A 25,289-nucleotide genomic window follows, 5' to 3' on the forward strand; every position below is an offset into this window, starting at 1 on the left:
GATAGGCTGGGGGTGGAAGTGCAGCAATGCATGGAGCTGACCAGTACTAATCGGTCGAGGGCTTATCCTAAGAGTTTTCGAAGAAAACTTGCTTCGAAAGCATAAGCATAAATCGTGAATTGTTTCGTGTCTAGTTTTCAGGGAGTAAATCCTTGTAAAGATTTGAAGCTGCATGTCCTTTTTAAGGATTGATATTTTGCTGGTGATGATTCGCCGAAGATATCACAGCGCAAAAATCATGTTTGGTGGCGATAGCGGAGGGGTTCCACACGTACCCATCCCGAACACGACCGTTAAGCCCTCCAGCGCCGATGGTACTTGGACCGCAGGGTCCTGGGAGAGTAGGACGCCGCCAAGCAAACCCTAAGGGTTATTTTTTTGCCCTGTACAGTATTTTTAAATATTAGGGCCCTTAGCTCAGCTGGTTAGAGCGCACCCCTGATAAGGGTGAGGTCGGTGGTTCGAGTCCACTAGGGCCCACCATTTAACTTAACATTCCTTTATTTTGGGGCCATAGCTCAGCTGGGAGAGCGCCTGCCTTGCAAGCAGGAGGTCAGCGGTTCGATCCCGCTTGGCTCCACCATTGATCCCTGATAGCTCAGTTGGTAGAGCACTCGACTGTTAATCGAGTTGTCACAGGTTCGAGTCCTGTTCGGGGAGTCCAATATCCTGAGAGCATTCATTTGCTCTCAGGGACTTAGCTCTCACGGAGAAGTGTCCGAGCTGGCCGAAGGAGCACGATTGGAAATCGTGTAGGCGTCACAAGCGTCTCGAGGGTTCGAATCCCTCTTTCTCCGCCACTAACTTATTGGACAAGTAATACTTTTAGTAAGGCCCGTTGGTCAAGGGGTTAAGACACCTCCCTTTCACGGAGGTAACAGGGGTTCGAATCCCCTACGGGTCACTTTATATGGAGACTTAGCTCAGCTGGGAGAGCATCTGCCTTACAAGCAGAGGGTCGGGGGTTCGATCCCCTCAGTCTCCATTCTTAATATCGCGGGGTGGAGCAGCTCGGTAGCTCGTCGGGCTCATAACCCGAAGGTCGCAGGTTCAAATCCTGCCCCCGCAATTAAATTACATGGAACTGTGGTGTAGAGGCCTAACATGCCTGCCTGTCACGCAGGAGATCGCGGGTTCGAATCCCGTCAGTTCCGCCATTTCATTGTTTACTTCTGATTTGGAATACAGTTTTGGTAATCAATTCGCCGGTGTAGCTCAACTGGTAGAGCAACTGACTTGTAATCAGTAGGTTGGGGGTTCAAGTCCTCTCGCCGGCACCATAGTTTCATATGGAGGATTAGCGAAGTGGCCAAACGCATCAGACTGTAAATCTGCTCCCGTAAGGGTTCGGTGGTTCGAATCCATCATCCTCCACCAGTTTTTTTAAAAATATGGCGGTCGTGGCGAAGGGGTTAACGCACCGGATTGTGGCTCCGGCACTCGTGGGTTCAAGTCCCATCGATCGCCCCATTATTTACTCCTTATCACTGTTGGGGATTAGCCAAGCGGTAAGGCAACGGACTTTGACTCCGTCATGCATAGGTTCGAATCCTATATCCCCAGCCATTTTAATGAGAGCCATTAGCTCAGTTGGTAGAGCACCTGACTTTTAATCAGGGTGTCGAAGGTTCGAGTCCTTCATGGCTCACTTTTTTAAATAACATATGCGGTCGTGGCGGAATTGGCAGACGCGCTAGATTCAGGTTCTAGTGGTGTAACAGCCGTGGAGGTTCGAGTCCTCTCGACCGCACCATATGTTTTGCGGAAGTGGCTCAGCGGTAGAGCATCGCCTTGCCAAGGCGAGGGTCGCGGGTTCGATTCCCGTCTTCCGCTCCATAATACGCGCCCTTAGCTCAGCTGGATAGAGCGTTTGACTACGAATCAAAAGGTCGGGAGTTCGAATCTCTCAGGGCGCGCCACTTTTATGAAATGATAACAGGCCATTATCATTCTTAATCTGTGTAACGGGATGTAGCTCAGCTTGGTAGAGCACCTGGTTTGGGACCAGGGGGTCGCATGTTCAAATCGTGTCATCCCGATTTTATATATTTTGCGGGTGTAGTTCAATGGTAGAACTCCAGCCTTCCAAGCTGGTAGCGTGGGTTCGATTCCCATCACCCGCTTACTTAAGAAAAGCCTTTCGCTTTATGCGGAAGGCTTTTTTTGTGCACAGCATTAGAATATATTACAAATTAACTTAACTATGTCTGTTTCGTCACTATAATACTGCGATGGTTTACTACGCATAATTGTTATTCCACAAGCGAATCACAAAGTCTTGTACAGATCAATGAGCTTCTGAGCGGCTTTGCTAAGGTAATGCTGCTTGAGCCAAATGACGGCTGAACTAGATGTTTCCTGAGGCCCCGCAATTTGATAAGTGAGGATTCGTTCACCTTTATATCGATGCAAGGAGCTTCTAGGCAGAATCGAAGAGCCGAATCCTGAGGCGACGAGTTCAACGAGCATTCCAATATCAGAGCATTCTCCTATGATTACAGGCGACAGGCCTCGACTGTGAAACTGATCCAGGATCAAGTGATATAAGCCCAGTCCTTCTGTACTTGGCAGGATTAAAGGATACTCCGACACCCTCTCATAAGGAATGGAATCTACGGATTCATGGTCTAACTGATCTGTGCTTGCTTGATGGGCTCCAGTTACAAAATATAGAGGCTCCGTGCCAAGCACTTCATAGTCAAACTCCTCTAGTGCTATGGGGAGGCGTATTATGGCTAAATCCAGTGTTCTTTCTTTGATTAGTTTGGCAAGTGTGTTGGTTTCGTTCTGTTGAATTTTAAAAGTAACTTTCGGATAGAGGGTGCGAAAAGTACTCAGTACCTTTGGCAGCTTCTCATCTGACAGTGTGTTGATGCCAATGGACAATTTTCCTCTGACTCCAAGACCCGATTCCTGCACCTCTGCAGTAGCTTCTTCCATCAAGCGGGTGATGGTTAACGCATGCTCATATAACGTCTTTCCCGAGGAAGTAAGCTCTAACTGTCTCCCGTTCCGATAGAACAAAGGGACACCGAGTTCTGTTTCCATCAGCTTCAGCTGCTGGCTCAGAGGAGGCTGTGACATATGAAGTCTATGCGCTGCTGAGGTAACCTGCAATTCTTCTGCCAAAGCAATAAAATAACGTAGCTGCTTAATATCCATCCGTTAAATCCTCATCCTTATCTATATGATAATCCTATACTTTAGCAAGGTTTTAAATATTTTTAATATAGTATTCCCCATGATACCATAAAAACATAGCACAGTGGTGGAGGGATGATGTGAGGTTATTACAGACTTCCTTATCAATATTAGTTATGATGACGTTGATCGCAGGCTGTGCAATGGATGGAGATTCAGAAAAATCCCGGCATGATGCACAAACGGCTTCTGATACAGAAGCAGATCAATCTATGAATTCGGGCACAGCTGATCGCGCCATCGAATCTGAGGATTCTCCCAACGCAGGAGCACAGCAAAATAACAATAAGAATCATAGTCAGGAGGATGATCAAGTGAACTCTACGGATTTTATAAATGCAGCAGAGCTTGGAGATACGGACAAGGTTCTTACCATGCTGGAGCAAGGTATTGATATTAATGTTACGGATGAACGAGGAAGAACGGCGATCCTTGCAGCGACTTATGGTAATAAGCCTGATACGGTAGAGGCTCTTATCCAGAAAGGGGCAGATTTGAACCTGAGAGATCAGCGCAGCGATAACCCGCTTCTCTATGCTGGAGCTGAAGGCAGACCGGAGATTGTGAAGCTGATGGTTGAAGCAGGTGCAGATACAACACTTACGAATCGGTTCGGAGGCACTGCATTAATACCGGCAGCTGATCGAGGCCATGTTCAGATTGTCGAATATCTGCTTGAGCATTCGGATGTAGATATTGATCATATCAACAATCTCGGATGGACTGCGCTGTTAGAGGCGGTTATTCTAGGAGATGGCGGAGAACGGCATACTCAAATTGTGAAGCTGCTCGTTGAACATGGTGCAGATGTGAACCTGGCTGATGGAGAAGGTGTATCGCCCCTGGCGCATGCGAAGAGCCGAAATTACACGGATATAATTGCAATCCTGGAGAATGCTGGTGCTAAATAGAAGGACTAACGATTACAACATAAATATGAGTGAGATTCAACAAGGATATTAGATATATTGAAATTTGAAAGCTGGTTTAATAATGAGTACAGAGAAGACACCCACATCGAGATGGGAAATGAAAGATAAAGAGAATCATCTAAACAAGGCATCGAATACAATGCTCGATAAGATCGGAGAAAAAAACGAATTCGACCATGACAAGAATCAGACAACGCGTGCTGAGTTAAGATCAAAGACTACAATTTCTGACCTGCGATCGAAAGTATCTCGCGTTGAGCTCAGATCGAGGTTTTCATGGAATGTGCTGCTTGCCGGTGTGCAGTGGCTCTTCTTTTTGTTTACGAATACCGTGATGGTGCCGCTATCGATTGGTCATGCGTTAGGGCTACCGCCTGAAGAAATAGCTGCTTCGATGCAGCGTTCTTTTATTTTGACGGGGCTGCTATGTATCGTCCAGGTTATATGGGGGCACCGATATGCACTCATGGATGGACCTGCCGGCGTGTGGTGGGGTGTGGTGCTTAGTATTTGTGCGTCTGCTCCCGCAATGGGAATGGATCTCGCAACAGTAGCGTCGAGTTTGATGAGCGGGTTTATCTTGTCGAGTGTGATGGTCATTATTTTGGCGATGTGCGGATTTATTCGCATATTGCAGCGTGTGTTTACCCCGATCGTAATGGGCGTGTATCTGTTGCTGCTTACATTTCAGTTGGCTAATACATTCTTCAAAGGTATGATCGGCTATGATCAGAACGGTACATGGAATCTGCCTCTTGCAGGTCTATCCCTAGTGATTATCCTGGTAGTCGCTGTTATTCATCTCAAAGGTAAAGGGAAATGGGGACAATTCTCGCTTCTTGGGGGAATTGTGTTTGGCTGGATAGCCTATACATTGTTGTTTGGTCAGAATTCGGGATCGGCCGCATCTGCTGCTTCTACAGGGGGCTCGGCAGGCAGTGATGCATTATGGCAGTGGATGCCCTGGGGTAATTTTGGATTAGAGCCGGGGATTATAATGGTTGGGCTGCTTGCCGGACTTGTGAACATGACGAATACGTTAACGAGCCTAACCGCTGCAGGGAAATTATTCAATCGAACAGCAACTTCGGGGCAGTACAAAAGGGCATTTATATTCACCAATCTATTCTCGGTGCTCGGAGGATGCCTGGGATTGATTCCCTTTGGCACATTTGCGTCCTCGATCGGATTTCTAGAGAATACAAAGGTTCTCCGGCGTGCGGCTCTACTAGCTGGATCTCTGATGTTCATTATTGTCGGGGTGTTCCCTTCGTTAAGCGGATGGCTGGCCCAGCTGCCTCTAACGGTCGGAAATGCGGTACTGTTTGCCGCGTATCTTCAAATGTTCGGTACGGCCATTCGCACGTTCCAAGGTGCGGTATTTAATCCGAAGACCATCTATCGGGTGGCACTGCCTGTGCTTGTTGGAATAAGCATCATGAACATACCGATCTCTGCTTTTAGAGACTTTCCTCCGCTGCTTACGCCCCTGTTGTCCAATGGACTTGTGATAGGAGTAGTGCTAGTCATTATTTTAGAGAATATGGTGGGCTGGGATAAATACGAAACGGCCAAATTAAATAAAAATATGGGATGAGTAGAAGGTTCAGGTTAGGTTGGTAGTGAAAACTAGTAATATGAGCAAAAATCAGGATAAGCTTACGGTGTTGCTGCCAGCTATATCTAATAGAAAATAATATCAGGTGAGAAGAATGATAGGAAGCTACGAATCACATGCCAGCTTTAGGCGGAAGGCAGTGTTTCGTAGCTTCTTTTTTCATTTAAAAATTTAGCTTAAGGGAACTTCACTGATGGCGCGATTGGCCAGCATCTGATAAACAGCGTCGTCCATCGGCGGATTATGGAGTCCGAATCTTACATCACGATACATGCGTGAGAGCGGGTGGGAGCTGGCCAGACTGTGAACTCCGACGATTCGCATGGCTGTATCCACAATAGAGAGTGCGTTCTGAACGGCAAAGGTCTTGGCTGCGCCAAGATCGGGAGCGATTCGGGCCAAGTCGCTGTCTGTCAAAGGCCGCTCCAGCTGCTCCCATCTAGCCGCTACACTGTACAAAAAATGCCGGGCTATCGTCAGCTCCATCTCGAGCTGCCCGATCTTGTGCTGAATGTGAGGCAGCTCGATAATGGGATGGGTCAGGCTATTCGGCTGATATGCCGCAGCGAAACGAAGTGCTTCTCTCCTTGCTCCTTGGGCGATCCCAAGATATACGGCTGGAATGTTAAGCAAGTAGGCGTTGGGACGAATGGATTTCTTCCCTGCAGGGCGTCTTCGAACCAGCGCATTTTCAGGCAGCTGCACTTGGTTCAGCACAAGATCATGGCTGGCCGTCCCGCGCATGCCTGTCATGTTCCAGGTGGGCTCAATACTTACACCTGGATTATCTTTATGAACCAGATACTCACCTACTTCACCAGTCACCGTATCTGTGGCGGATACGACATAATAATGCAGCGCCGTCGATAGCGACGTAAATGTCTTCCGCCCTGTCAGCACATAGCCATTGCCATCCGAAGTCTTCTCTGCAGAGGTCTGCGGCTTCCCGCCACGTGAAGGGCTTCCCGTCGCTTTTTCCGAATCTGCTGCATTAACCAAGGCACCTTCCGATACAACGGCTCTGCATAAAGCATGAAAGGCTGCTTCATCCCATAGCTGATTCTGACCTACGTTGAATACCGTAATATGATGCCATCCAATGGCGAGAGCTGTTGCAGCATCCACCATGGCGATACGCTCCTGACACTGTAAGAAATCAGAGAGAGATACGCCGAGTCCTCCATACTCCTTGGGAACAGAATAGGTGTGGTAGCCTGCTGACAGCAGATCTTCTATTAGTGCGTAGTTCAGCTCATTCTGCTCATCTGCTCTTGCTGCACTATCCATATGCTGATCGGCTATGCTTCCGATGATCTCAATATGATCCTTCTGTGGTTTATGAAACACGAGTGACACCTCTCTTCGTTGGTCTGACCTGAAATTAACGTCTATTACTTGAGAGCCATCTCCTGAATATGGTTGAGCATGCCTGTCATATCCATTCCAGCATGGTTGCCGAGCAGGATGACCGTTATGCCGTTATCCAGATTGCGTGAAATACCTGTGGAGTAGCCTGTACCGCTGCCGTTATGGAATACGACCGTACCCTCTTCTGTTTCACTGACCATCCAGCCGTATCCATAGTTTCGATCAGAATATGGCGTGTACATGGTCTCTTGAATTTCCTCCGACAGCACCTTATTTCCTCGCAGAGCCTGATCCCATTTCAGCAGATCATCGACTGTAGAATACAGCGTACCGGTTCCGGATTGGGAAACATAATAGCTGGCCTCAGCCCATGTACCCTTCTGATCCGTATAGCCTTTGATCGTTTTGGTAGAAGGGGTTGCCGTACCTGTATCCTTCATGCCAATCGGCTTGAAGAACTGCTCATGGAGATATACGCCGTACTCTTTGCCCGACACACGCTCCAGAATAGCAGCCAGCAAAATGTATCCGTTATTGCTGTACCGGTATTCAGCACCTGGCTCTGCCATCAGCTTCTTCGTACGAATCTCCGCCAGTGTATCCTCCATAGTAATTCCTTCCGCGCGCGTAAAATTGGAAGGAAGCCCGGAAGTATGTGAGAGCAGCATATGAATGGTAATCTCATTACCGCGGTCAATTCCGGATACGTATTTGGAAACAGGGTCTTCAAGCGAAATATTTCCCTGCTGAACCTGCTGCATGATCGCTGCGGCTGTAAAGCCTTTGGTGATGGAGGCAATGCGCGATTTTTGATCCGGGCGAACAAGGGAATTGTGGTCGGATAACCCGTAACCTTTTCTCAACTGAATGTCTCCGTTGCTTGCAATGAGTGCAATGCCTGAATACCCTGCTTCCTTAAGATACTGGTCAATCGCTGCCGATTCACTACTCATGATCGTCGACGAATCTGATTTCAGGGTGATGATCATCTGGGAAGAGGTATTCGTTAACTGCAGCCCTGCTTTCATCGCATCCGAGAGAGAACGAAGCGGAATCATAAGTGTGCCGCTCATGTTCTTGGATGGGGCAGGGAGCATGAGCCGAACTTCATTGATTTGAATAACGTTGGTTCCTGCACGATGTGTAATGGTATCGCCATGATCATAAATTTCCACCGTTTGTTTGGCTTGGTTCCATTTCACTTGCCCGCCGAGAGCAGCGGCCGCCTGTCTAAGGGGAGCGTAGGTCGTTCCCTTCTCAACAAAAGGGGCGTATTCCCACGTGACGGACTGGCTGTCGACTGTAATGGAAGCTGGCTTGGTCACGGCGGAAGCAACAGAAGCTGCGGAAGCAGCCTGAACCGGCGAAATGCCTACTGACTGTGATAGTAATGCAGAGGTGACAAGTATAGCTGATAATGTTCGGTTAAACATCGATATTTTATGAACAGACGTGCTGAATCTAATCATGTTGTAAGTAAGCCTCCAATTCTGATTATGACCTTATGTAATGGATCTAACCACACTGGTTTCATTTTATAGGATTGAAAGTTGGTAAACAACCCATATAATGGTGCATTAATTTAATAACTCCTCCATCAAAAACGCTGCTCTAAAGCGCAGGCTGTTGGCAGGCAGGCGCAGAGAGCGGCCTGTCAGCTGCTCACATTTGTCCAGCCGATAAATCACCGTATTTCGGTGGAGGTACAATTGCTTGGCCGTATCGGCAATATGGCAGTGATTATCCAAAAAACTCCGCAGCGTCTTCAAGAGCTCTCCGCGTTCCTTGTCCTCCAGAAAGAGCAAGTGTGCGAACGTTTCTTTGATAAACTCCTGCAGGTCCTCCTGCGGAAGCATCCGCAACAGGTCAGATAACTCCTTGACATGATAGAACTGCACGTAGCGCTGCTGCTGGCTGTGCAGACCCGTCTGCAATGCATCGAGTGCTTCTTGGTAAGCTCGCGGCAGCTGAGACAGCTCATCTGCAGTATTGCTGACCCCGACGGACAGCGATACTTCATGCTGAGACCAGAGCGAATGAATCATCTGCTTCAAGCGTGAGGCGAGAAGACGTTCAGGCAGCTGGTGCTCGTCTGGGGCCGCTTCCTCGAGGGTATTCACTGGAAGCAGCATGACGACGGCATCATTTTTGGAAAAAAGAATGAATGAGAAATCGCTCGCCTTAGCTTCCCCCTTCACGAGCTCATACAGATCTTCCTTCATTGAAGCTGTGCGCCCTCTGATGGAGTCACTCGGCAGCAATGGTGAATAGGAGCTGAAGCTATTGTGGCTGCGGAGAGGGGCATCCTTCTTCAGCACAACACAGTAATACGAGCGCTGTTCACTGAGTCCATATCGGCGCCCGCGATGAATCAGGTCCTGCTTGTCTGAGATCAGTCCATCCACAAGGTCGCCGAAGAAGTCGTTCTTGTAGCGGCGGGAGCGTTCCTTGACAGCCTGGCGCTTCAGCAGATCAAAGCTGATTACGTTCGCTGCCTGCTCGAGTGTGAGCAAGGAGAGCGTGCTGACCGGATTCTGATTCGTAAAGGACAGCAGGTATCCTTGGGACTGATCAGTCTGGATCGGATACTGAAGCAAATAGGAAAAAGGAACAGCACTGCCGGGTGGCAGCGGGATGCTGGGAGAGCGGGCCCCATGCAGCATAGATGGCAGCCAGTTCGAGATATCTTGCAGGAGCGAGGAGTAGGCAGTTCCAAATCCGGATGATGTAGCAAAAGGCTCCAAGCTGCGGTTCACAAGAAGTACGGGATAGGAGAGGAGCCTTGCGAGCTCCTCCAGAATCGTTTGAAGGCTTTTGCCTTCCAGAAGAATGTCGGAGAAGTATCGGTGGCTCTCAAGTGCATATCTCATCTCCTCTGTTCGGGATTCCATAATACGGGCCAGCAGCTGATGCAGCGCTTCGGAGAGCGCGCAGTCGAGCGACAGCTCCAGTAGTGGAAACTGAAGACGGTCCGCGGCCTCTTTGGCCTCTTCAGGAATGTGATCAAGATACCGCTTTGTCTTAATGCCAAGTCCGGCACAGCCCAGCTCAGCCATCCTTGTGACCAGCTGTGTTAATATCTCGGGCTTGTCTTTGATGGCATATCCGGTGGTAAGGAGGAGCTCATTAGGCTTGAGGTATTCGAAGATGTCGGGCGAGTCCATCATATTGACTGAGTACACATCACGATAAAGTCCCTCGCGTCCGGCGGTTACCCGGGAGCTGGCGAGCATGGGAATGTCGAGCAAATCGGATATTTTCATAGATTACCTCCGAAGGTTTCGATTCATGAGGAGTACTTCTGTATCAGAATTTTATCAGAATGCTATCCTGTTGAAGGATTGAGTCATGCGTGAAGATTCTTAATAGCTAGAAATAGTGAGGAAGCGAAAACGCTCACTTTTTCAAACATAATATGTTAGATATACGTTAGGTTACTACAATTAAATGGTTAACTTAACCAACAAATTAAAATGTTTTAGTCTACTATAGCCAATGACAATGAAATATTCAATCCTTTATGATGAGATCAATTCACAGAAATGTAACAAATACTAACATTAGGCAGGAAGTGATCATCATTAGTACAACGCTTATATATAATGGCACGATTCTGACGATGAATGCGGACAATGAAGTGTATTCTCCGGGCTATGTATACATCCAGCATGACCAAATTGTAGAGACAGGAGCATGGCCTCTGGAGGAAGGGAGTATCCGCCATCTGCTGGAGGCAGATCACAAAATAGACGCTGGCGGCAAAGCGGTCATCCCCGGTCTCATTAACGGCCACACGCATCTATTTCAGACCTTTCTTCGCGGCGTGTCAGATGACCATCCCTTGTCCGAGTGGCTGCGGCAGGTGATTTGGCCGGGATCGCTTGCTATGGAGGCAGAGGATTTTTATTTGGCAGCACTGATTGGATGTATCGAAAATTTAAAGTCAGGCGCTACATACATCATGGATCACCATTATATTCATACCTACGAGGAGAATACGGAGAATGTACTCCGGGCCATGGTGGAATCAGGGATCCGCGGACATCTGGCTCGCGGGGGAGTGGACCTAAGCTACGAGCCGAGGCTGAGAGAAGAGGAGGACGTCATCTTCGAGCGTACAGCAGCGCTGCTAGACCGCTGGCAGGGGGAAGGAACAGGACGGATCGAGATTGCTATGGGTCCATTAAATTTGTACGGCTGCTCCAGACCGTTCCTTGAACGGGCGGCCAAATTCAGCCGGGACCGGAACTTGATCACGCATATTCATGTCGCCGAAACGAGTGATCAGATTGACAATACGCTGTCCCGGTTTGGACTTCGGAATCTGGAGCTGGTCGAAGCAGTCGGCATGCTTGGTCCAAGGACTCAGGTGGTGCACGGAATATGGCTCGATGACGGCGAGCTTGAACTCCTTGCTAAGCACCAGGCATCCGTTATTCATTGTCCGGTATCTAATATGTATCTTGCCTCCGGCGTTGCAAGGGTGCCTGAAATGCGAAAGGCAGGCATCAATGTTGCGCTAGGTACAGATGGACCGGGCAGTAACAACTGTCAGGATAATCTTGAAGTGCTGAAGTTCACGGCATGTCTGCATAAAGTGCATCATTTGGATTCCACGATGCTCCCTCCCATGGAGGTACTCGAAATGGGTACCCGCGGCGGAGCCAAGGCGATGGGCAGAGAGAAGGATTTGGGCTCGCTTGAGCCCGGGAAGAAGGCAGATATCGTCATTATTGATATGCAAAAAGCCCATATTGCCCCAATTCATCGTTATTCCTCTGCACTCGTCTATAACGCCAATGGGAACGATGTTCATACGGTGCTTGTAAATGGACAGATAGTTGTGGAAGCTGGACGCTGCACGCTCGTTGATGAGGAGGAGATCATCAGGCGGGCACAGGCAAGGGTGGATCGGTTAAGGGAGAAGCTGATGAACCGTTATCCTGTTTACAGTGTCCGCAGCTAACTACGTCTTCTATAGAAGGAGGGGATGGAATGTCACATCGAAGGTGGGTGACCAGAAGCGTAGAGTGGGGGATGGAGCTTATCTTCTATGCGTTTGCCATTCTGCTGGCCCTGGTTGCAGGAGGGCTTGTGATGGCTGCGGCGGGTGTATCACCGCTCGAAGCATACGGGCTGATCTGGCAGGGGGCAGCAGGCAGTGTGAACAGTATCAAAGAGACTCTGGTAAAAGCAACTCCGCTCTTGTTTGCGGGCCTGAGCTACAGCTTTGCTTATCGAAGCGGGCTGTTCAATATTGGAGCGGAGGGTCAGATCTACATTGGAGCCCTTACAGGGGCGATGGCTGCCCTGCTTATGCCGGCAGATACTCCGTTTCTCTTGCATTTACCGCTCTCTCTCTTGTGCGGCTGTCTTGGCGGAGCAATCTGGGGCAGCATCGCCGGACTGCTTAAGGTAGGGCGGGGAGCAAGCGAGATCATTAACACCATTATGCTGAATTATATCGCAATTTATTTGATCAGCTATATGGTCACAGGCCCTCTGAAGGATCCGAATGGGAGTATGCCTCAATCGGCCCCCCTTCCGGATAGCTCGGTTCTGCCGACACTGCTCGGGTCCAGGCTGCACTATGGTTTTATCATCGCCATTGTCGTTGCGGTTCTTATGTATTTCCTGCTCCACAGGACGACCTGGGGCTATGAGATACGCTCCACAGGACTTAACGGACAGGCGGCCAAAGTCATGGGGATGCCGGTGAGAAGGAACATGGTTATGGTGATGCTCGTCAGCGGTGGGCTGGCCGGGCTCGGCGGATACATCGAAATTGCCGGCGTTCAGCACAGGCTATTGCAAAATTTCTCACCAGGCTATGGCTATGAGGGAATTGCGGTGGCACTGCTCGGAAATACGCATCCGCTCGGCAATATGGTATCGGCACTATTGTTCGGAGGGATGAAGAGCGGAGCGAATGCAATGCAGCGAGTGACCGGTGCTTCAACCTCGCTCGTGCTCGTCATTCAGGCGCTGATGATTATCATCGTAGTATGTAACAGATATTGGTTTGGCAAATACAAACGTCAAATTACAAATTGGATGCTGCACAAACTCGAAGGGGCGCATGCTGGTGCTCATCCGGGCAAGGTGTCTCTGTCCAAGGCAGGAGGCGGAAAAAATGGGTGAAGAGCTATGGATCAGTTATGTGGCTGCTGCAATCCGGCTCTCCATACCCCTGCTACTGGCCGCAATTGGTGTGCTGTTCATGTCCAAAAGTGGGATTCTGAACATCGGCATGGAGGGCATGGTGCTGATCGGGGCACTGGCTGGAGTGGTGGGTGCGTACTATGGCGGTAATGTATGGGCCGGGCTGGCTGCTGGAGTTCTGGTCTGCGGCTTGGTTGGCATCATCTTTGCATTCTTGACCGTAACGACCGGCGCGGACCAGGTCATCATCGGCACAGCGCTGAATCTCCTAGGTCTTGGTTTGACCACAGTCTTTGGCAGGAGTCTTCTGGGTATGGGTACAGAAACGATTCAAGTGGATGCGGTTCCCGTACCTCATATTCCTTTTCTTCAAAGTATACCCTGGATCGGCCCCGCTATATTTGAACAAAACCTGCTGGCTTACCTCGCATTTTTACTGGTTCCGATCACAAGTGTTGTCTTATACCGAACCCGCTGGGGACTGACAGTCCGCGCTGTAGGCGAGAACCCGCTTGCGACAGATACGCTCGGGGTCAGGGTGCATCGGGTTCGCTACACCTGCTGTCTCATTGGCGGTATGCTCGCAGGTCTTGCAGGCTGTGCACTGTCACTCGGCATTCTGAATCAATTCACGGAGAATATGGTAGCGGGCAGAGGGTTTATTGCGCTATCGGCTGTAATCTTTGGCCGCTGGACACCCGCGGGGACGATGGGAGCTTCCTTATTATTCGGAGGGGCTGACGCACTACAGCTTCGTATTCAGTCCTTCGGCATCGAGATTCCTTACCAGTTCATGCTGATGTTTCCTTATCTTCTGACCATGCTTGCGCTGGCCTGGTTCTCAGGTAAGGCAAGACAGCCGGCTGCGACAGGCAAACCTTATAAAAGTGCAGCCAATCGTCATGCATGAGCAGTGCCTGGATGATTGATACACGGAAGGAGGAGATGAACTAATGCAGTCACACACTTCTGAGCCTATAGAACAGCCTTCGGTTGGACAGAGATACTCGTCCCCCGAGCATGATGATTATATTTTGGAAACCAGAGGACTCACCAAGCGGTTTGGATCGTTCACAGCCAATGATCGTCTTGATCTCCGCATCAAGTATGGCGAAATCCATGCCATCCTGGGCGAGAACGGTGCAGGGAAGAGCACGCTGATGAATATGCTGTCAGGCCTTCTTCATCCTGATGAGGGAGAGCTTCTGTTTAAAGGTAAGCAAGTCAATTTTGATTCACCCAGACAGGCGATGGAGATCGGAATCGGTATGGTCCATCAGCATTTTATGCTGATACCGGCATTGACCGTGGCAGAGAATGTGGTGCTTGGGCTGAAGGAGGGCCGAAGTCCTTGGTTTCATTTTCGCAGAGCTTGTGCAGAGATTAAGAAGATCTCAGATGCCTACGGTCTTGATGTAGATCCCGCAAAGCGGGTCAGTGAATTATCTGTCGGTCAGCAGCAGCGTGTTGAAATTGTGAAGACGTTATACCGCGGCGCAGAGTTCATCATTATGGACGAACCAACCGCCGTGCTTACTCCACCGGAGGTTAAGGATTTGTTCGTTGTTCTGCGGTCGCTGAAGGAGCAAGGGAAAACGATCGTCTTTATAAGCCATAAGCTGCAGGAGGTGGAGGCGGTCTGTGATCAGGTGACTGTGCTGCGTGCCGGACAATGGGAAGGCTCTATGGCCATGAAGGAAACAACTCCTGCGGAGCTGGCAAGGCTCATGGTTGGAAGGGAGGTCACAGCACTGAAGCATAGTCCTTATACCAATAGTCAGCGCTGCTTGCTCGAGGTGCAGGATCTATCGGTGGTGCGGAGCCAGGTACCCGTGTTATCTGATATCAAACTCACGGTTCAGGAAGGGGAGATTGTCGGCATTGCTGGTGTAGACGGCAACGGCCAGCGTGAGCTGAGTGAGGCACTCATGGGTCTAGCGGAGCTGTCGAGTGGAGAGGTCAAGCTTGACGGCAGGCCTGTACAGCGTCTGCATCCCCGATACATGACCGAGCAAGGTGTAGGTTACATTCCCGAGGATCGGCACAAGGAAGGGCTCATGCTGCCCATGAGCATTGGCGAGAATTTAATTGCTAAGCAGTACAAGTCACCCATCTTCAGCAAATTCGGCATGCTGCGAAAAGGAGCGATTAGGAAGACTGCTGAACAAGCTGTGCAGGAGTTTGATATCAGAACACCCTCGAGCGAGCATGCGGCCGGTCAGCTGTCAGGAGGCAATCAGCAAAAAGTCATTCTTGCCAGAGAGCTGATGCTGAATCCAAAGCTCCTCATCGCGATGCAGCCAACCCGCGGAATGGATGTAGGAGCTGCGGAGTATGTACATAAGCGGCTCCTGGCCGAGAGAGATCGGGGAGTTGGCATTCTGCTCATCTCTACGGAGCTTGAAGAGGTGATGTCACTCTCAGACCGAATCGCTGTTCTATTCAAAGGCCGAATTGTGGACATGGTGAGCAGGGAAGAGGCAACGCGAGAACGAATCGGCCGCAGCATGGCCGGGATGATAGATTAAATCAATCAAAGGGGGATTCACCAAAATGTTGAATAGACGATTCCACTTGTTGTGTACGTTGATTCTTGCTGTTGTTCTGCTCGCAGGGTGCGGTGGTGCTGCAGAAAGCGGGCAGAGCGAGGAGGCAGCGGCAGGCTCCAGTACGGCTGCTACAGAAATAAATCAGCCGCTTAAGGTCGCTCTGCTTACGCCGGGCCCGGTAAATGATAACGGATGGAACGCCACAGCGTATAAGGGGCTTAAGCAGATTGAGAGTGAGCTTGGTGCGGAAGTGCAGTATTCCGAGAAGGTTGCCCAGTCCGATATGGCGGAGTTTATTCGTGGGTATGGGACAGATGGATATGATGTCGTTATCGGTCATGGATTTGAATTCGCAGAACCTATGATGTCTGTCGCCGGGGAGTATCCAGACACTTGGTTTCTGGTCACCAGTGCCACGGTGAGTCAAAGTCCAAATGTCGCTTCCATCAGTATCAATAATCGGGAGCAGGGATATCTGATGGGAACGGTAGCGGCTTTGATGTCTGAATCGGGGACAGTAGCGGCGATCGGCGGGCAGGAGATTCCGCCAATTACGAATTCTGTCAAAGGGTTCGAAGAAGGTGCGAAGGCGGCTGTTCCTGGTATTAACGTCCTGACGACCATGACGGGTTCCAGTGAGGATGTCGCTAAGGCCAAGGAGACTGCGATCTCCCTCATCGAAAAGGGTGCAGATGTCGTTATGACCAATGCAAACCAAGCGGGAATGGGCGGTATTGATGCTGCTAAGCAGGAGGGTGTACTTGCCATCGGGTCCAATGAAGATTTAAACCCCGTTGCTCCGGACACCGTCATTACCAGTGTGATTCAAGATTATCCAACAGCGATGACCGCTACGATCAAATCCATCATGGAGGGAACGATGAAGGCAGAGCCGATGTCCCTAGGCGTAAAAGACGGTGCGGTATACATGAGTCCCTACCATGGGTTCGAGGAGAAAATGACTCAGGAAATTAAGGATCAGGTTCAGGCTACGATCGACGCCCTGAAGAGCGGAGAGATTTCAGTTCAAAATGAGTAGTGGTGATGGAATAGGCAGAAAGAATATGAAAATTTAGGAGGGGATTACAATGATTGATCAGAAACTGCTTAAACCGTTAGGTTCATCCGCCTTGTCAGATACCGTGCTAGAGAATGAATGGCATCCGGTATGTGGTTCACATGAGCTTGCTGACAAGCCAGTATCTGTCATCGTGCTGGAGGAGCGGGTCGCTGTTTACCGGTCAAGCAAAGGTGTGCATGCACTGCGTGATCTCTGTGTTCACCGCGGAGCCATGCTGTCCAAAGGCTGGGTAGACAAGAATGAAAATCTGGTCTGTCCTTATCATGGATGGCAGTACAATTCGGACGGCAAATGCGTATGTATCCCTGCTCAAGGAAAGGATGACCGTATTCCGCCAAGAGCGAAGGCAACCAAATATCATTGCCAGGAGAAATTCGGTATCGTGTGGGTGTGTATCGGTGAGCCAAGGGCGGATTTGCCCAGCTTCGAGGAATTTGAGAATCCGGAATATCGGCCGCTCGTATGTGGTCCTTATCATGTGAAGGCTGCAGGGACGAGAGTCATTGAGAATTTTACGGATTTTGCCCATCTGATGTATGTACATGGCGGTCTGCTTGGTCACCCGGATTATTCGGAGCTGCCGGACTTTGAGGTGTTCAAAGAACCGGATCGGGTGTATACCGGAGATGTGCCAATCTTCCAGCCGGTTGCCCATTCCGGGTCAGATCATCGTGAGGGGACCACTTATATCTATGTAAAGGAGGTGTTTAGACCGCTTGCGGCCCGTTTATCCAAGAGAGATCAGGCAACGGGGCAGACGCTCTGGATTATGCTGACTGTGCTGCCGGTGTCAGAGCAGGAGTGTATCGTGTATATGCCGGTATCTCGCAATTATGCGCATGAGGTGGATGATCAGCAGTTTATTGATTTTCAGGATACCGTATTCGAGCAGGACAAGTGGATTATTGAAACCCAGAAGCCCGAGTTATTGCCGCTGGATCTGCAGGCAGAGCTGAATCATAAAGCCGATCTGTTATCGGTCGCTTACCGCCGCTGGATTAATCAGATGGGTGTCCGAATTGGAACCACTTAAGTGATGAGAAAGGTTACGTACAGCAGTGAATCAATTTCATCTTCATTAAGAGGTATTTATGAAATTAATTCAGTAGAGTAGAAATGATACAAATACGAATGAATAAACAGACACACCATTCAGAATGATACAGGTTCACTATGCTAGCTTTAAATATAGAGAGAAGCAAAAGCCTCCTGACTCCTCAGCGAGGCTTTTTGTGAGCTTCATCATAATGGAACTTATATTGATATGTTATGTTTATTGACGCATGCAATAAAATGTATTGTTAATCTATGGAACTGTTGATAGAATCTGTTTATATTACTAGATTCCTATAGGGAGGGTTCATATGATTAAGAGATTCGGTGTTATGTTAATTGCTTTTCTAGTGATAGTTTTGTCGGCCTGTGGCAATGAAGAGACTGCTACGACAGGAGCGGGAGGAGCTGGAGAAGCAAAGGAATCACCCGAGACTGTCAAAATAGCGACGGATGCGGCATATGCTCCTATGGAATTTATGGATAAGGGTGAGATTACCGGCTTTGACATTGATTTTCTTAAAGAAGTGATGGCTGAAGCAGGCATTGAATATGAGCTCAGCAATACAGGCTGGGATGCGATGCTGACTAGTGTCCAGCAGGGGACAGAATTTGCTGCGGGCATATCTAGTGTATCCATCACCGAAGAGCGTAAAGCAACGTATGATTATTCCCTGCCCTATTTCGAATCGACGAACATGATTCTGTTTAAAGAAGGAGCCGGCATAACGAGTGCAATGGATCTGAAGGATATGAAGGTTGCGGTTCAGGGTGCTACAACGGCCGATACACTGATGACAGAGATCATGGGCCAGGGTAACAGCAGCCTTAAGAAATTTGAGAGCAATGTCCTTGCCTTCATGGAGCTTGAGAGCGGCGGTGTGGATGCTGCGGTGGCGGACGTAGCGATTGTGCAGGAGTACATGAAGAACAATCCGGATAAAGCATTCGAGAGCATCCTCGATCCGGAGAACTTTGATTCCGAATATTACGGGATTCTATATCCTAAGGGGTCGGAGCTGAAGGCAAAGCTTGATCCTGCAATCAAGGCAGTTATTGATAATGGGAAATATGCTGAGGTATACAAAAAGTGGTTTGGAAATGAGCCGGATTTGACCCGATTGAAGGAAGAATTGGATAAGGCAGCAGAGTAAGCGCACAGGCAGGAACCGGGAAGCATGGGTCGGCGGTATGTGCGGCGCATGCTTTTCTTGCTGCCCATTAAATTAAGGGAGTGCAGCTCATGGATAATTTTAGATTTGATATTATCGTGGAGTATCTGCCATTGATACTGAGAGGCATGCTTCTGACGATCGGGCTCTCCATCGTTTCCATTCTGCTTGGTGCTGTCCTGGGATTGTTTATTTCATTCGGAAAAATGGCGAAGCCGAAGTACTTGAACTGGCCTGCGAGCCTGTATATCAACTTTTTTCGAGGAACGCCTTTTTATGTTCAAATTCTGATTGTTCACTTCGGTGTTGTGCCGATGTTCTATGGGAGCACGGATGCAATCACGGCGGGAATCTTGTCCATGACGCTGAATTCTGCCGCGTATATGGCAGAGATTTATCGAGCAGGAATTCAATCCGTCGATCAAGGTCAGTTTGAAGCAGCCTATTCCTCCGGAATGAACCGCTACCAGACGATGCGTTATATCATCATGCCTCAGGCTATAAAGCGCATGATTCCGGCGTTTGGTAATGAATTCATCGTGCTGGTCAAGGATTCCTCGCTGCTTGCGATCATTTCTGTTCAGGAAATTATGTTCTGGAGCAACGCGATGAGAGGTCAGTATTATGCGATCTGGGAGCCGTACTTAACAGCTGCGCTGATCTATTTTATACTGACGTATCTGCTTAGCAAGCTGTTATCTTACATTGAATGTAAACTAAAATGAAAAATTTCAGAAAATGTATAAAATCTCAGCCTCCACTTGCCGATAGATAAGATGTTCTGTCTTTTTTTATAGACAGTATGCAGTTGGCGTCATCTTCAGTGATGCATTAACAAGCTGCATAAATTACACATTTTGTAGAAAGGGGGGCTTTTTCTTTATGAAGGAATTATTGAAAAAAAGCTTAGCAAAAGTGAAGCTGGCTAACAAAAGCGAAGCAAATAAGAACAAGGAAGATAGCAGTAATGAGAATTCAAGAAATGAAAAGGTTAGCAAAGAAAAGAAGAGCTTGTTGTCTTTTAGAGTAAGGTTGATTGCAGCATTTCTATTCTTCCTGTTCCTGCCTAGTATAGCGATCTTCTGGGTTTCATATCATACGGCTGATTCAGAGATTCGGAAGTCGGATCAGGAGACAATGGAGCAATCCCTTGCCCTTGTCAGCAAGCAGATTGACTCCTTGATTGACAGTCAGAAGGCAAATATCAATTTGCTTGCAAGACAGACGAATGCGGCGCAAATTGCCAATCAAAGTCCACAGGCCCAGCGGCTGCTTGATGATTTGAAGGATGCCAACCCTCAGGTTGAATCTCTCGTCATCGTATCGTCTCGCGGAGACCAGCAAATGAAAGCCCCAATGTATGGAATGAATGAATCTGTGACAGATCAGCCCTGGTATCAGGATGCTCAAAGCAGTGAAGAGGTTATCGTAACGAAGCCTTATAAATCGAGCTCGACAGGTAATGTAGTTGTAACGTTGGCCAAAGTATTATCCGATGGTCAAGGGGTAGCAAGTATGCAGATCAGTCTGGCAGCACTGACTTCTACAGTGAATGATGTACATATTGGAGAAACAGGTATCGTGTATCTGGTAGATGGTGATGGAAATTATCTTGTGCATTCCCGTTTTAATGCAGGAACCAGTGCCCTGGAGACGCTATCCAATTCGGTGTTGGCACAGGATAACGGGGACCTGAGTTATACCATAGGAAATGCGGAGAAATATGCATTCTTTAGCACGCATGGAGCTACAGGCTGGAAGCTCGTTGCAGAAATGGACTATGCCGAAGTGGAAGAAGCCTCTCGTCCGATCCTTAACGCACTGATCGTCGTGCTTGGTATTTCTGCCATTGTGGGAATGGGGCTTATGGTACTGATGATTCGCAGCTTGCATCGCCCGATACAGGCAATGGTCAGAGCGTCCCGTGATATTGGAAATGGGGATCTGACCATCGATCTGACCGTGAAGCGCAGGGACGAATACGGCATTCTGGCGGAAGGGTTTAATAGAATGACCAGCTCCCTCCGATCCGTACTCGGAGAAGTGAGTGAAACGTCGCATCAGCTTGCAGCGTCCTCTCAGCAGCTGGCAGCAAGCTCCGAGCAGACAACAAAGGCAACAGAACAGCTGGCCACAATTATGCAGGAGACGGCAACGGGGACGATTCAATCCAATCAAAGCCTTGGCGAAGCCAAGCAGCTCGTTGAAGAGATGTCCCGCGGTGTAAGAGCTATTACAAACCAAGCTGGAGAAGTGACTCTGGCAGCCAAGCAGGTATCTGAAGAGTCCCAGGCCGGTATGGCGAGTATCGATCAAGCGAAGCATCAAATGGATCAGATCGGTGCTTCAGCGGGTGACCTCAATGAGGTGATTCAAGGGCTCGGAGATAAATCATTAGAGATACGTAAGATTGTTGAAGTCATTACGAATATCGCGAAACAGACGAATATTTTATCGCTGAATGCTTCAATTGAAGCGTCAAGAGCAGGTGAGCATGGGCGGGGATTCGCTGTTGTAGCGAACGAAGTGAAGGAGCTGGCAGCGCAGTCGGCCGCTTCTGCAGCACAAATTGCTAAATTGACCCATGAAATGGAGCAGGGAACAGGAGCTGCGACAGCATCGATGGGCACGGCATCTAAAGAAATTACGAAAGGGATCGCTACAGTCCAGGAGGCAGGCGAGCGGTTCAGAGTGATTCTGCACTCCATTCAAGAGGTTGCGGCTCAGATGGAGGAAGTATCCTCAGCCTCGAAGCAGATGGATGCCTCTATGGCCCATGTCGGAGAATCATTTGAGGTCGCTGTAGCGATCTCGGATCAGATATCCGCTGGCGCACAGGAAGGGTCTGCGGCTTCGGAAGAGCAGCTGGCAGCCATGCAGGAGGTCGCTTCTTCTGCAGTAACTTTATCTAATATAGCGGATGAGCTTCAGGAGATTATTCAGCGTTTCAAATTGTAGATTGAAATGACAGAGTGCCCCATCTATTCCTTAGTGCTAAGGATAGAGGGGCGCTCTTTTCTTATGAAGTGGGATTGCTGTCAATCGCCTTACGAACATAGCCTTTGGATGAAAGGAGCAGCTTCCTCGCTGAGGATGCGTCTGAACCGGTCATAATCATAACAATGGCGGTCTTGACATGGCCATCTGATTCGATATAGGCATCCTTGATCTGCTCCTCGGAGGCTCCGGTTGCCAGCTTGATGATACGTTTGGCACGATCGACCAGCTTCTCATTGGAAGGGTTAAGATCAATCATCAAATTCCGGTATACTTTACCGGAGCGGATCATGGCTGTGGTCGTCAGCATATTGAGAATCAGCTTCTGTGCGGACCCGGACTTCATTCGGGTAGAACCCATGATGACTTCGGGTCCGGTTACGGCTTCAATCGTATAGTCTGCCAGCGGTTTCATGTCCGAATTGGGGTTATTGCACAGTCCGACTACAAGAGCGCCCAGAGCGCGGGCTTCCTTCATGGCACCCAGTACATAAGGTGTTCTGCCGCTCGCGGCAATGCCAATGACAACATCATTGGGGCCGACCTGATGGGATTTCATATCTTCGCTGCCCCCTTGTTCGCTGTCCTCCGCACCTTCCACAGGTGTTCGGACGGCCTCGAAGCCGCCTGCGATAACCCCCTGAACCAGTGATGGATCCGTACCGTAGGTGGGGGGACACTCAGATGCATCGAGGATGCCGATTCTGCCGCTGGTACCGGCACCGACATAAAATAAACGTCCACCTCGTTCAAAGCTCTCCACTATACAATCGGCAACCTTTGCAATATCGGGTATGAGTGGCCTGATTACCTTGGCGATCTGCTGATCCTCATCGTTAATGAGCTTCATGATTTCAATGGAATCCAGCTGATCAATATGATCTGTTCTCGGATTGGGCTGTTCAGTAATCAACTGGCTAAGTTTATGGCTTAGATGATTCATAATAAGGTACGGCCTCCTTCGCTCCTGGCCCCCATTCTAGAATAGAAAGTGATTTGTGCTATTCGTATATATACGGGGCATCTTGATTGCAAGCTTTTCTATATTAATGAACCTTTGTTTGTAAGTAACGGAAAGGCAAATTCACTCGGGATTACACCATACTATACGAGTCCATCGGCTCCTTGATCGGGGTAGAAGAACCGCTGTCGTGCTATCAGGGCTGCGCCGTAAGCCGGCGGTCTGTCTGCTGAACCTGTAACCATATGAAGGTGGGGAAAGATCTTACTTAAGCATTCCTTATAGTGCGTTCTATATATGGAGGAGTGGAGAAAGATAGAACCGGTTGCAGCTACAGTTTCTTGTTGGAGATCAGGGTGAGAATGCAGCAGAGCGGTAGTTGTGTCGGCCAGACTTGCGGCCTGAGATCTAAGTATGCTGATTGCAAGCGGATCTCCTTCCTCAGCGGCACGGATGCACAGCTTAGCATAAGAAGCGATGCTCTTCTTACTGAAGGGTTGTTGATAGATGAAGGTGCGGAGCTCTGTGATCTCGTTTAATTGACAGGCTTCTTGAACGAGGGAAGTCAGCAAGGTAGGTGGGGCGATTCGGTCATAACTTCTCATGATCCCTTGAAGGGTCTGCAGACCAATCTGATAACCGCTGCCCTCATCGCCAAGGAGATGCCCCCAGCCTCCTGCACGGTGAATGCTTCCCTCTCTTGTGAATCCATAAACAATGGAGCCTGTTCCGGCGATCACGAGCACACCTGTATGCTCCCCTGATGCTGCCATGAGAGATATCTCGCCCTCTGTACAAACGGTAATCGGAAAGGAGAGAGATCTGTGCTTCATACATTGTCTGACCTGATTAATAAGTGTGCTCTTCTCTTCATCCGATTGTATACCTGACATACCAAGACAAATTCCTTTACACATAATTGAGCGCTCATTAATAAACGTGAATGTTGTTTCCAGTAATCGATTGAGCTCATTAGCAGCTTCAAGAGGTGAAGTTGTATAGGGATTTGTTGCCCCGCCATCGAATTGAGCGAGAATAGATTTATCTTCGAGCATGGTTACTACTTCGGTTTTGGAACCGCCACCATCCACGCCAATAAAGACATTCATCGCTTCACCCCTTCTCATTTTTTATTAAGTATAGGTCATAATTTCCAGAATGTAAAATAAAATTTTAAGTAAATAAATTATTATTGAAATTATATTTCATACCTCATATAATAATATCAATCCAAGCATATTTGGAAGGATAGAGAACCGATTATGTTAGTTTATCTAACCTATTAGTACATATTTTATTGAAATGGAGGTGGAACTGCTCTCATGAATGGTGGCTTGGTTCGTCTCAAGGAAGCCTATGAAACACTGAATCCTTCGGAGCGTAAGATTGCGGCTTATATTCTGCAGCAGCCTGGCGAGATCATCGAGCTCTCCGTTGCCGAGCTGGCAGCGAAGAGCGGTGCAAGTCAGGCAGCGATCATCCGCCTATGCAAAACGATCGGCTTCAAAGGTTATCAGGACCTGAAAATTAAGGTGGCTGGTGACTTGCAGGGGTCGGATGAGCAGGCAGGCTATCAGGAGATCAGACCGAATGACAGTGTATCTGCGATGATCCGAAGTGTATCGAACAATAATATTCAGTCCATCCGGGATACGCTGAAGATTATGGACGAGGCGATGGTTGAGCGAGCCGTTTCTTTAATGGATCAGGCAAGGCGTATTTATTTTTTTGGCGTTGGAGCTTCCAATCTGATAGCTATGGATGCACAGCAGAAATTTCTAAGAATTAACAAGATGAGCTTCTCCTTCGCTGATCCGCATCAGCAGCTCACATCAGCGGTCACAATGACAGAAGAAGATGTAGCCGTCTGCATTTCCTATTCGGGTGAAACGGAAGAAGTGCTTCGTGTCGCCGAACTGGTTCGGAAGCGGGGGGCAGAAGTGATCAGCATGACCAAGTACGGCCATTCCAAGCTGAGCAAGCTGGCGACCGTACCTCTATACACATCATCCACAGAGAGTGAGATTCGAAGCGGTGCGATGGGTTCCCGGATGACTCAGCTTAATCTGATTGATATTTTGTATCTCTGTGTAGCCAGCAAGAATTACGAGCAGTCGGTCAAATATCTGGAGGAGAGCAGGCGGGCCCTGAGAAGGTAGTCTAATCTACGGTGTTCCTTTACGTGGAACGAACGA

18 protein-coding genes, 18 tRNA genes and 1 rRNA gene are annotated in these 25,289 nt (G+C 48.9%); 31 read left to right on the forward strand and 6 right to left on the reverse strand.

The window, feature by feature from the left end:
• The first annotated feature begins 241 nt into the window (after positions 1 to 241).
• The 19 genes from rrf (at position 242) to ACFSVM_RS14425 (ending at position 2,123) form a co-directional block, all read left to right on the forward strand.
• Positions 242 to 358, forward strand: a 5S ribosomal RNA gene (gene rrf / locus ACFSVM_RS14335).
• 48 nt (positions 359 to 406) lie between these two features.
• A tRNA-Ile gene (locus tag ACFSVM_RS14340) sits at positions 407 to 483 on the forward strand.
• A gap of 24 nt (positions 484 to 507) precedes the next feature.
• A tRNA-Ala gene (locus ACFSVM_RS14345) sits at positions 508 to 583 on the forward strand.
• A 4-nt stretch (positions 584 to 587) separates the two neighbouring features.
• A tRNA-Asn gene (locus ACFSVM_RS14350) sits at positions 588 to 660 on the forward strand.
• A 48-nt stretch (positions 661 to 708) separates the two neighbouring features.
• Positions 709 to 800: transfer RNA gene (locus ACFSVM_RS14355), tRNA-Ser, on the forward strand.
• A gap of 32 nt (positions 801 to 832) precedes the next feature.
• Positions 833 to 904, forward strand: a tRNA-Glu gene (locus ACFSVM_RS14360).
• Between the two features lie 8 nt (positions 905 to 912).
• Positions 913 to 985: transfer RNA gene (locus ACFSVM_RS14365), tRNA-Val, on the forward strand.
• A 10-nt stretch (positions 986 to 995) separates the two neighbouring features.
• Positions 996 to 1,069 (forward strand) — tRNA-Met (locus tag ACFSVM_RS14370).
• A gap of 11 nt (positions 1,070 to 1,080) precedes the next feature.
• Positions 1,081 to 1,157 (forward strand) — tRNA-Asp (locus ACFSVM_RS14375).
• A gap of 47 nt (positions 1,158 to 1,204) precedes the next feature.
• Positions 1,205 to 1,280: transfer RNA gene (locus ACFSVM_RS14380), tRNA-Thr, on the forward strand.
• An 11-nt stretch (positions 1,281 to 1,291) separates the two neighbouring features.
• A tRNA-Tyr gene (locus ACFSVM_RS14385) sits at positions 1,292 to 1,377 on the forward strand.
• 17 nt (positions 1,378 to 1,394) lie between these two features.
• A tRNA-His gene (locus tag ACFSVM_RS14390) sits at positions 1,395 to 1,470 on the forward strand.
• 21 nt (positions 1,471 to 1,491) lie between these two features.
• Positions 1,492 to 1,566, forward strand: a tRNA-Gln gene (locus ACFSVM_RS14395).
• A gap of 9 nt (positions 1,567 to 1,575) precedes the next feature.
• A tRNA-Lys gene (locus ACFSVM_RS14400) sits at positions 1,576 to 1,648 on the forward strand.
• Positions 1,649 to 1,666: 18 nt separating this feature from the next.
• Positions 1,667 to 1,753 (forward strand) — tRNA-Leu (locus ACFSVM_RS14405).
• Between the two features lie 8 nt (positions 1,754 to 1,761).
• A tRNA-Gly gene (locus ACFSVM_RS14410) sits at positions 1,762 to 1,836 on the forward strand.
• 6 nt (positions 1,837 to 1,842) lie between these two features.
• Positions 1,843 to 1,919 (forward strand) — tRNA-Arg (locus ACFSVM_RS14415).
• A 46-nt stretch (positions 1,920 to 1,965) separates the two neighbouring features.
• Positions 1,966 to 2,039, forward strand: a tRNA-Pro gene (locus tag ACFSVM_RS14420).
• Between the two features lie 13 nt (positions 2,040 to 2,052).
• Positions 2,053 to 2,123 (forward strand) — tRNA-Gly (locus tag ACFSVM_RS14425).
• A gap of 145 nt (positions 2,124 to 2,268) precedes the next feature.
• On the opposite strand, the gene ACFSVM_RS14430 is transcribed toward ACFSVM_RS14425, so the two are convergent.
• Positions 2,269 to 3,162: a LysR family transcriptional regulator gene (locus ACFSVM_RS14430; protein ID WP_076314931.1), complete on the reverse strand. Its 894-nt coding sequence runs from the start codon at positions 3,160 to 3,162 to the stop codon at positions 2,269 to 2,271.
• Between the two features lie 119 nt (positions 3,163 to 3,281).
• On the opposite strand from ACFSVM_RS14430, the gene ACFSVM_RS14435 reads away from it, so the two are divergent.
• A complete protein-coding gene (locus ACFSVM_RS14435; protein WP_371264576.1) occupies positions 3,282 to 4,112 on the forward strand; it encodes an ankyrin repeat domain-containing protein in 831 nt (276 codons plus the stop codon).
• Between the two features lie 82 nt (positions 4,113 to 4,194).
• Positions 4,195 to 5,730, forward strand: a complete 1,536-nt coding sequence (locus tag ACFSVM_RS14440; RefSeq protein WP_256209811.1) for a uracil/xanthine transporter — start codon at positions 4,195 to 4,197, stop codon at positions 5,728 to 5,730.
• 192 nt (positions 5,731 to 5,922) lie between these two features.
• Here ACFSVM_RS14440 and ACFSVM_RS14445 read toward each other — a convergent pair whose 3' ends face one another.
• The 3 genes from ACFSVM_RS14445 to ACFSVM_RS14455 form a co-directional block, all read right to left on the reverse strand.
• Positions 5,923 to 7,098, reverse strand: a complete 1,176-nt coding sequence (locus tag ACFSVM_RS14445; protein WP_256209810.1) for an acyl-CoA dehydrogenase family protein — start codon at positions 7,096 to 7,098, stop codon at positions 5,923 to 5,925.
• A 44-nt stretch (positions 7,099 to 7,142) separates the two neighbouring features.
• The gene (locus tag ACFSVM_RS14450; RefSeq protein WP_090725883.1) at positions 7,143 to 8,588 is read right to left on the reverse strand and encodes a serine hydrolase; all 1,446 of its coding nucleotides are present in this window, start codon (positions 8,586 to 8,588) and stop codon (positions 7,143 to 7,145) included.
• Positions 8,589 to 8,696: 108 nt separating this feature from the next.
• Entirely contained in the window at positions 8,697 to 10,382 is a 1,686-nt protein-coding gene (locus ACFSVM_RS14455; protein WP_379263062.1) for a PucR family transcriptional regulator, read from the reverse strand.
• Positions 10,383 to 10,690: 308 nt separating this feature from the next.
• On the opposite strand from ACFSVM_RS14455, the gene ACFSVM_RS14460 reads away from it, so the two are divergent.
• From ACFSVM_RS14460 to ACFSVM_RS14500, 9 genes are all read left to right on the forward strand, one after another.
• The gene (locus ACFSVM_RS14460) at positions 10,691 to 12,085 is read left to right on the forward strand and encodes an amidohydrolase family protein (protein WP_379263064.1); all 1,395 of its coding nucleotides are present in this window, start codon (positions 10,691 to 10,693) and stop codon (positions 12,083 to 12,085) included.
• A gap of 29 nt (positions 12,086 to 12,114) precedes the next feature.
• Positions 12,115 to 13,260: an ABC transporter permease gene (locus ACFSVM_RS14465; protein ID WP_379263066.1), complete on the forward strand. Its 1,146-nt coding sequence runs from the start codon at positions 12,115 to 12,117 to the stop codon at positions 13,258 to 13,260.
• Complete coding sequence (locus tag ACFSVM_RS14470) at positions 13,253 to 14,191, forward strand: ABC transporter permease (protein ID WP_379263068.1); 939 nt, start codon at positions 13,253 to 13,255, stop codon at positions 14,189 to 14,191. The genes ACFSVM_RS14465 and ACFSVM_RS14470 overlap by 8 nt, the downstream gene beginning before the upstream one ends.
• A 43-nt stretch (positions 14,192 to 14,234) precedes the next feature.
• A complete protein-coding gene (locus ACFSVM_RS14475; protein WP_083656130.1) occupies positions 14,235 to 15,809 on the forward strand; it encodes an ABC transporter ATP-binding protein in 1,575 nt (524 codons plus the stop codon).
• 25 nt (positions 15,810 to 15,834) lie between these two features.
• Positions 15,835 to 16,869 carry a BMP family protein gene (locus ACFSVM_RS14480; protein WP_090725875.1) on the forward strand — a complete coding sequence of 345 codons (1,035 nt, stop codon included), beginning with the start codon at positions 15,835 to 15,837 and terminating at the stop codon, positions 16,867 to 16,869.
• 49 nt (positions 16,870 to 16,918) lie between these two features.
• Positions 16,919 to 17,944, forward strand: coding sequence for an aromatic ring-hydroxylating dioxygenase subunit alpha (locus tag ACFSVM_RS14485; protein ID WP_090725873.1), 1,026 nt, complete (start codon positions 16,919 to 16,921; stop codon positions 17,942 to 17,944).
• 331 nt (positions 17,945 to 18,275) lie between these two features.
• Positions 18,276 to 19,118: a basic amino acid ABC transporter substrate-binding protein gene (locus tag ACFSVM_RS14490; protein ID WP_076314923.1), complete on the forward strand. Its 843-nt coding sequence runs from the start codon at positions 18,276 to 18,278 to the stop codon at positions 19,116 to 19,118.
• A gap of 89 nt (positions 19,119 to 19,207) precedes the next feature.
• Entirely contained in the window at positions 19,208 to 19,861 is a 654-nt protein-coding gene (locus ACFSVM_RS14495) for an amino acid ABC transporter permease (RefSeq protein ID WP_090725871.1), read from the forward strand.
• A gap of 157 nt (positions 19,862 to 20,018) precedes the next feature.
• Complete coding sequence (locus ACFSVM_RS14500) at positions 20,019 to 22,094, forward strand: methyl-accepting chemotaxis protein (protein ID WP_076314921.1); 2,076 nt, start codon at positions 20,019 to 20,021, stop codon at positions 22,092 to 22,094.
• 61 nt (positions 22,095 to 22,155) lie between these two features.
• Here the strand turns inward: ACFSVM_RS14500 and murQ are convergent, their stop codons facing one another.
• A complete protein-coding gene (gene murQ / locus ACFSVM_RS14505) occupies positions 22,156 to 23,076 on the reverse strand; it encodes an N-acetylmuramic acid 6-phosphate etherase (protein ID WP_090725869.1) in 921 nt (306 codons plus the stop codon).
• Between the two features lie 161 nt (positions 23,077 to 23,237).
• A complete protein-coding gene (locus tag ACFSVM_RS14510; protein ID WP_177178774.1) occupies positions 23,238 to 24,203 on the reverse strand; it encodes an N-acetylglucosamine kinase in 966 nt (321 codons plus the stop codon).
• Positions 24,204 to 24,416: 213 nt separating this feature from the next.
• On the opposite strand from ACFSVM_RS14510, the gene ACFSVM_RS14515 reads away from it, so the two are divergent.
• Positions 24,417 to 25,253, forward strand: a complete 837-nt coding sequence (locus ACFSVM_RS14515; protein ID WP_076314918.1) for a MurR/RpiR family transcriptional regulator — start codon at positions 24,417 to 24,419, stop codon at positions 25,251 to 25,253.
• Positions 25,254 to 25,289 lie beyond the last annotated feature (36 nt).

The organism is Paenibacillus shunpengii, from assembly GCF_042684905.1.
Classification (GTDB): Bacteria; Bacillota; Bacilli; order Paenibacillales; family Paenibacillaceae; genus Paenibacillus; species Paenibacillus shunpengii.

Coding starts and splice junctions, on each gene's coding strand:
- ACFSVM_RS14430 (WP_076314931.1), bottom strand. CDS start 3,162: ATGGATATTAAGCAGCTACGTTATTTTATTGCTTTGGCAGAAGAATTG.
- ACFSVM_RS14440 (WP_256209811.1), top strand. CDS start 4,195: ATGAGTACAGAGAAGACACCCACATCGAGATGGGAAATGAAAGATAAA.
- ACFSVM_RS14450 (WP_090725883.1), bottom strand. CDS start 8,588: ATGATTAGATTCAGCACGTCTGTTCATAAAATATCGATGTTTAACCGA.
- ACFSVM_RS14455 (WP_379263062.1), bottom strand. CDS start 10,382: ATGAAAATATCCGATTTGCTCGACATTCCCATGCTCGCCAGCTCCCGG.
- ACFSVM_RS14465 (WP_379263066.1), top strand. CDS start 12,115: ATGTCACATCGAAGGTGGGTGACCAGAAGCGTAGAGTGGGGGATGGAG.
- ACFSVM_RS14470 (WP_379263068.1), top strand. CDS start 13,253: ATGGGTGAAGAGCTATGGATCAGTTATGTGGCTGCTGCAATCCGGCTC.
- ACFSVM_RS14475 (WP_083656130.1), top strand. CDS start 14,235: ATGCAGTCACACACTTCTGAGCCTATAGAACAGCCTTCGGTTGGACAG.
- ACFSVM_RS14480 (WP_090725875.1), top strand. CDS start 15,835: ATGTTGAATAGACGATTCCACTTGTTGTGTACGTTGATTCTTGCTGTT.
- ACFSVM_RS14485 (WP_090725873.1), top strand. CDS start 16,919: ATGATTGATCAGAAACTGCTTAAACCGTTAGGTTCATCCGCCTTGTCA.
- ACFSVM_RS14490 (WP_076314923.1), top strand. CDS start 18,276: ATGATTAAGAGATTCGGTGTTATGTTAATTGCTTTTCTAGTGATAGTT.
- ACFSVM_RS14495 (WP_090725871.1), top strand. CDS start 19,208: ATGGATAATTTTAGATTTGATATTATCGTGGAGTATCTGCCATTGATA.
- ACFSVM_RS14500 (WP_076314921.1), top strand. CDS start 20,019: ATGAAGGAATTATTGAAAAAAAGCTTAGCAAAAGTGAAGCTGGCTAAC.
- murQ (WP_090725869.1), bottom strand. CDS start 23,076: ATGAATCATCTAAGCCATAAACTTAGCCAGTTGATTACTGAACAGCCC.
- ACFSVM_RS14510 (WP_177178774.1), bottom strand. CDS start 24,203: ATGAATGTCTTTATTGGCGTGGATGGTGGCGGTTCCAAAACCGAAGTA.
- ACFSVM_RS14515 (WP_076314918.1), top strand. CDS start 24,417: ATGAATGGTGGCTTGGTTCGTCTCAAGGAAGCCTATGAAACACTGAAT.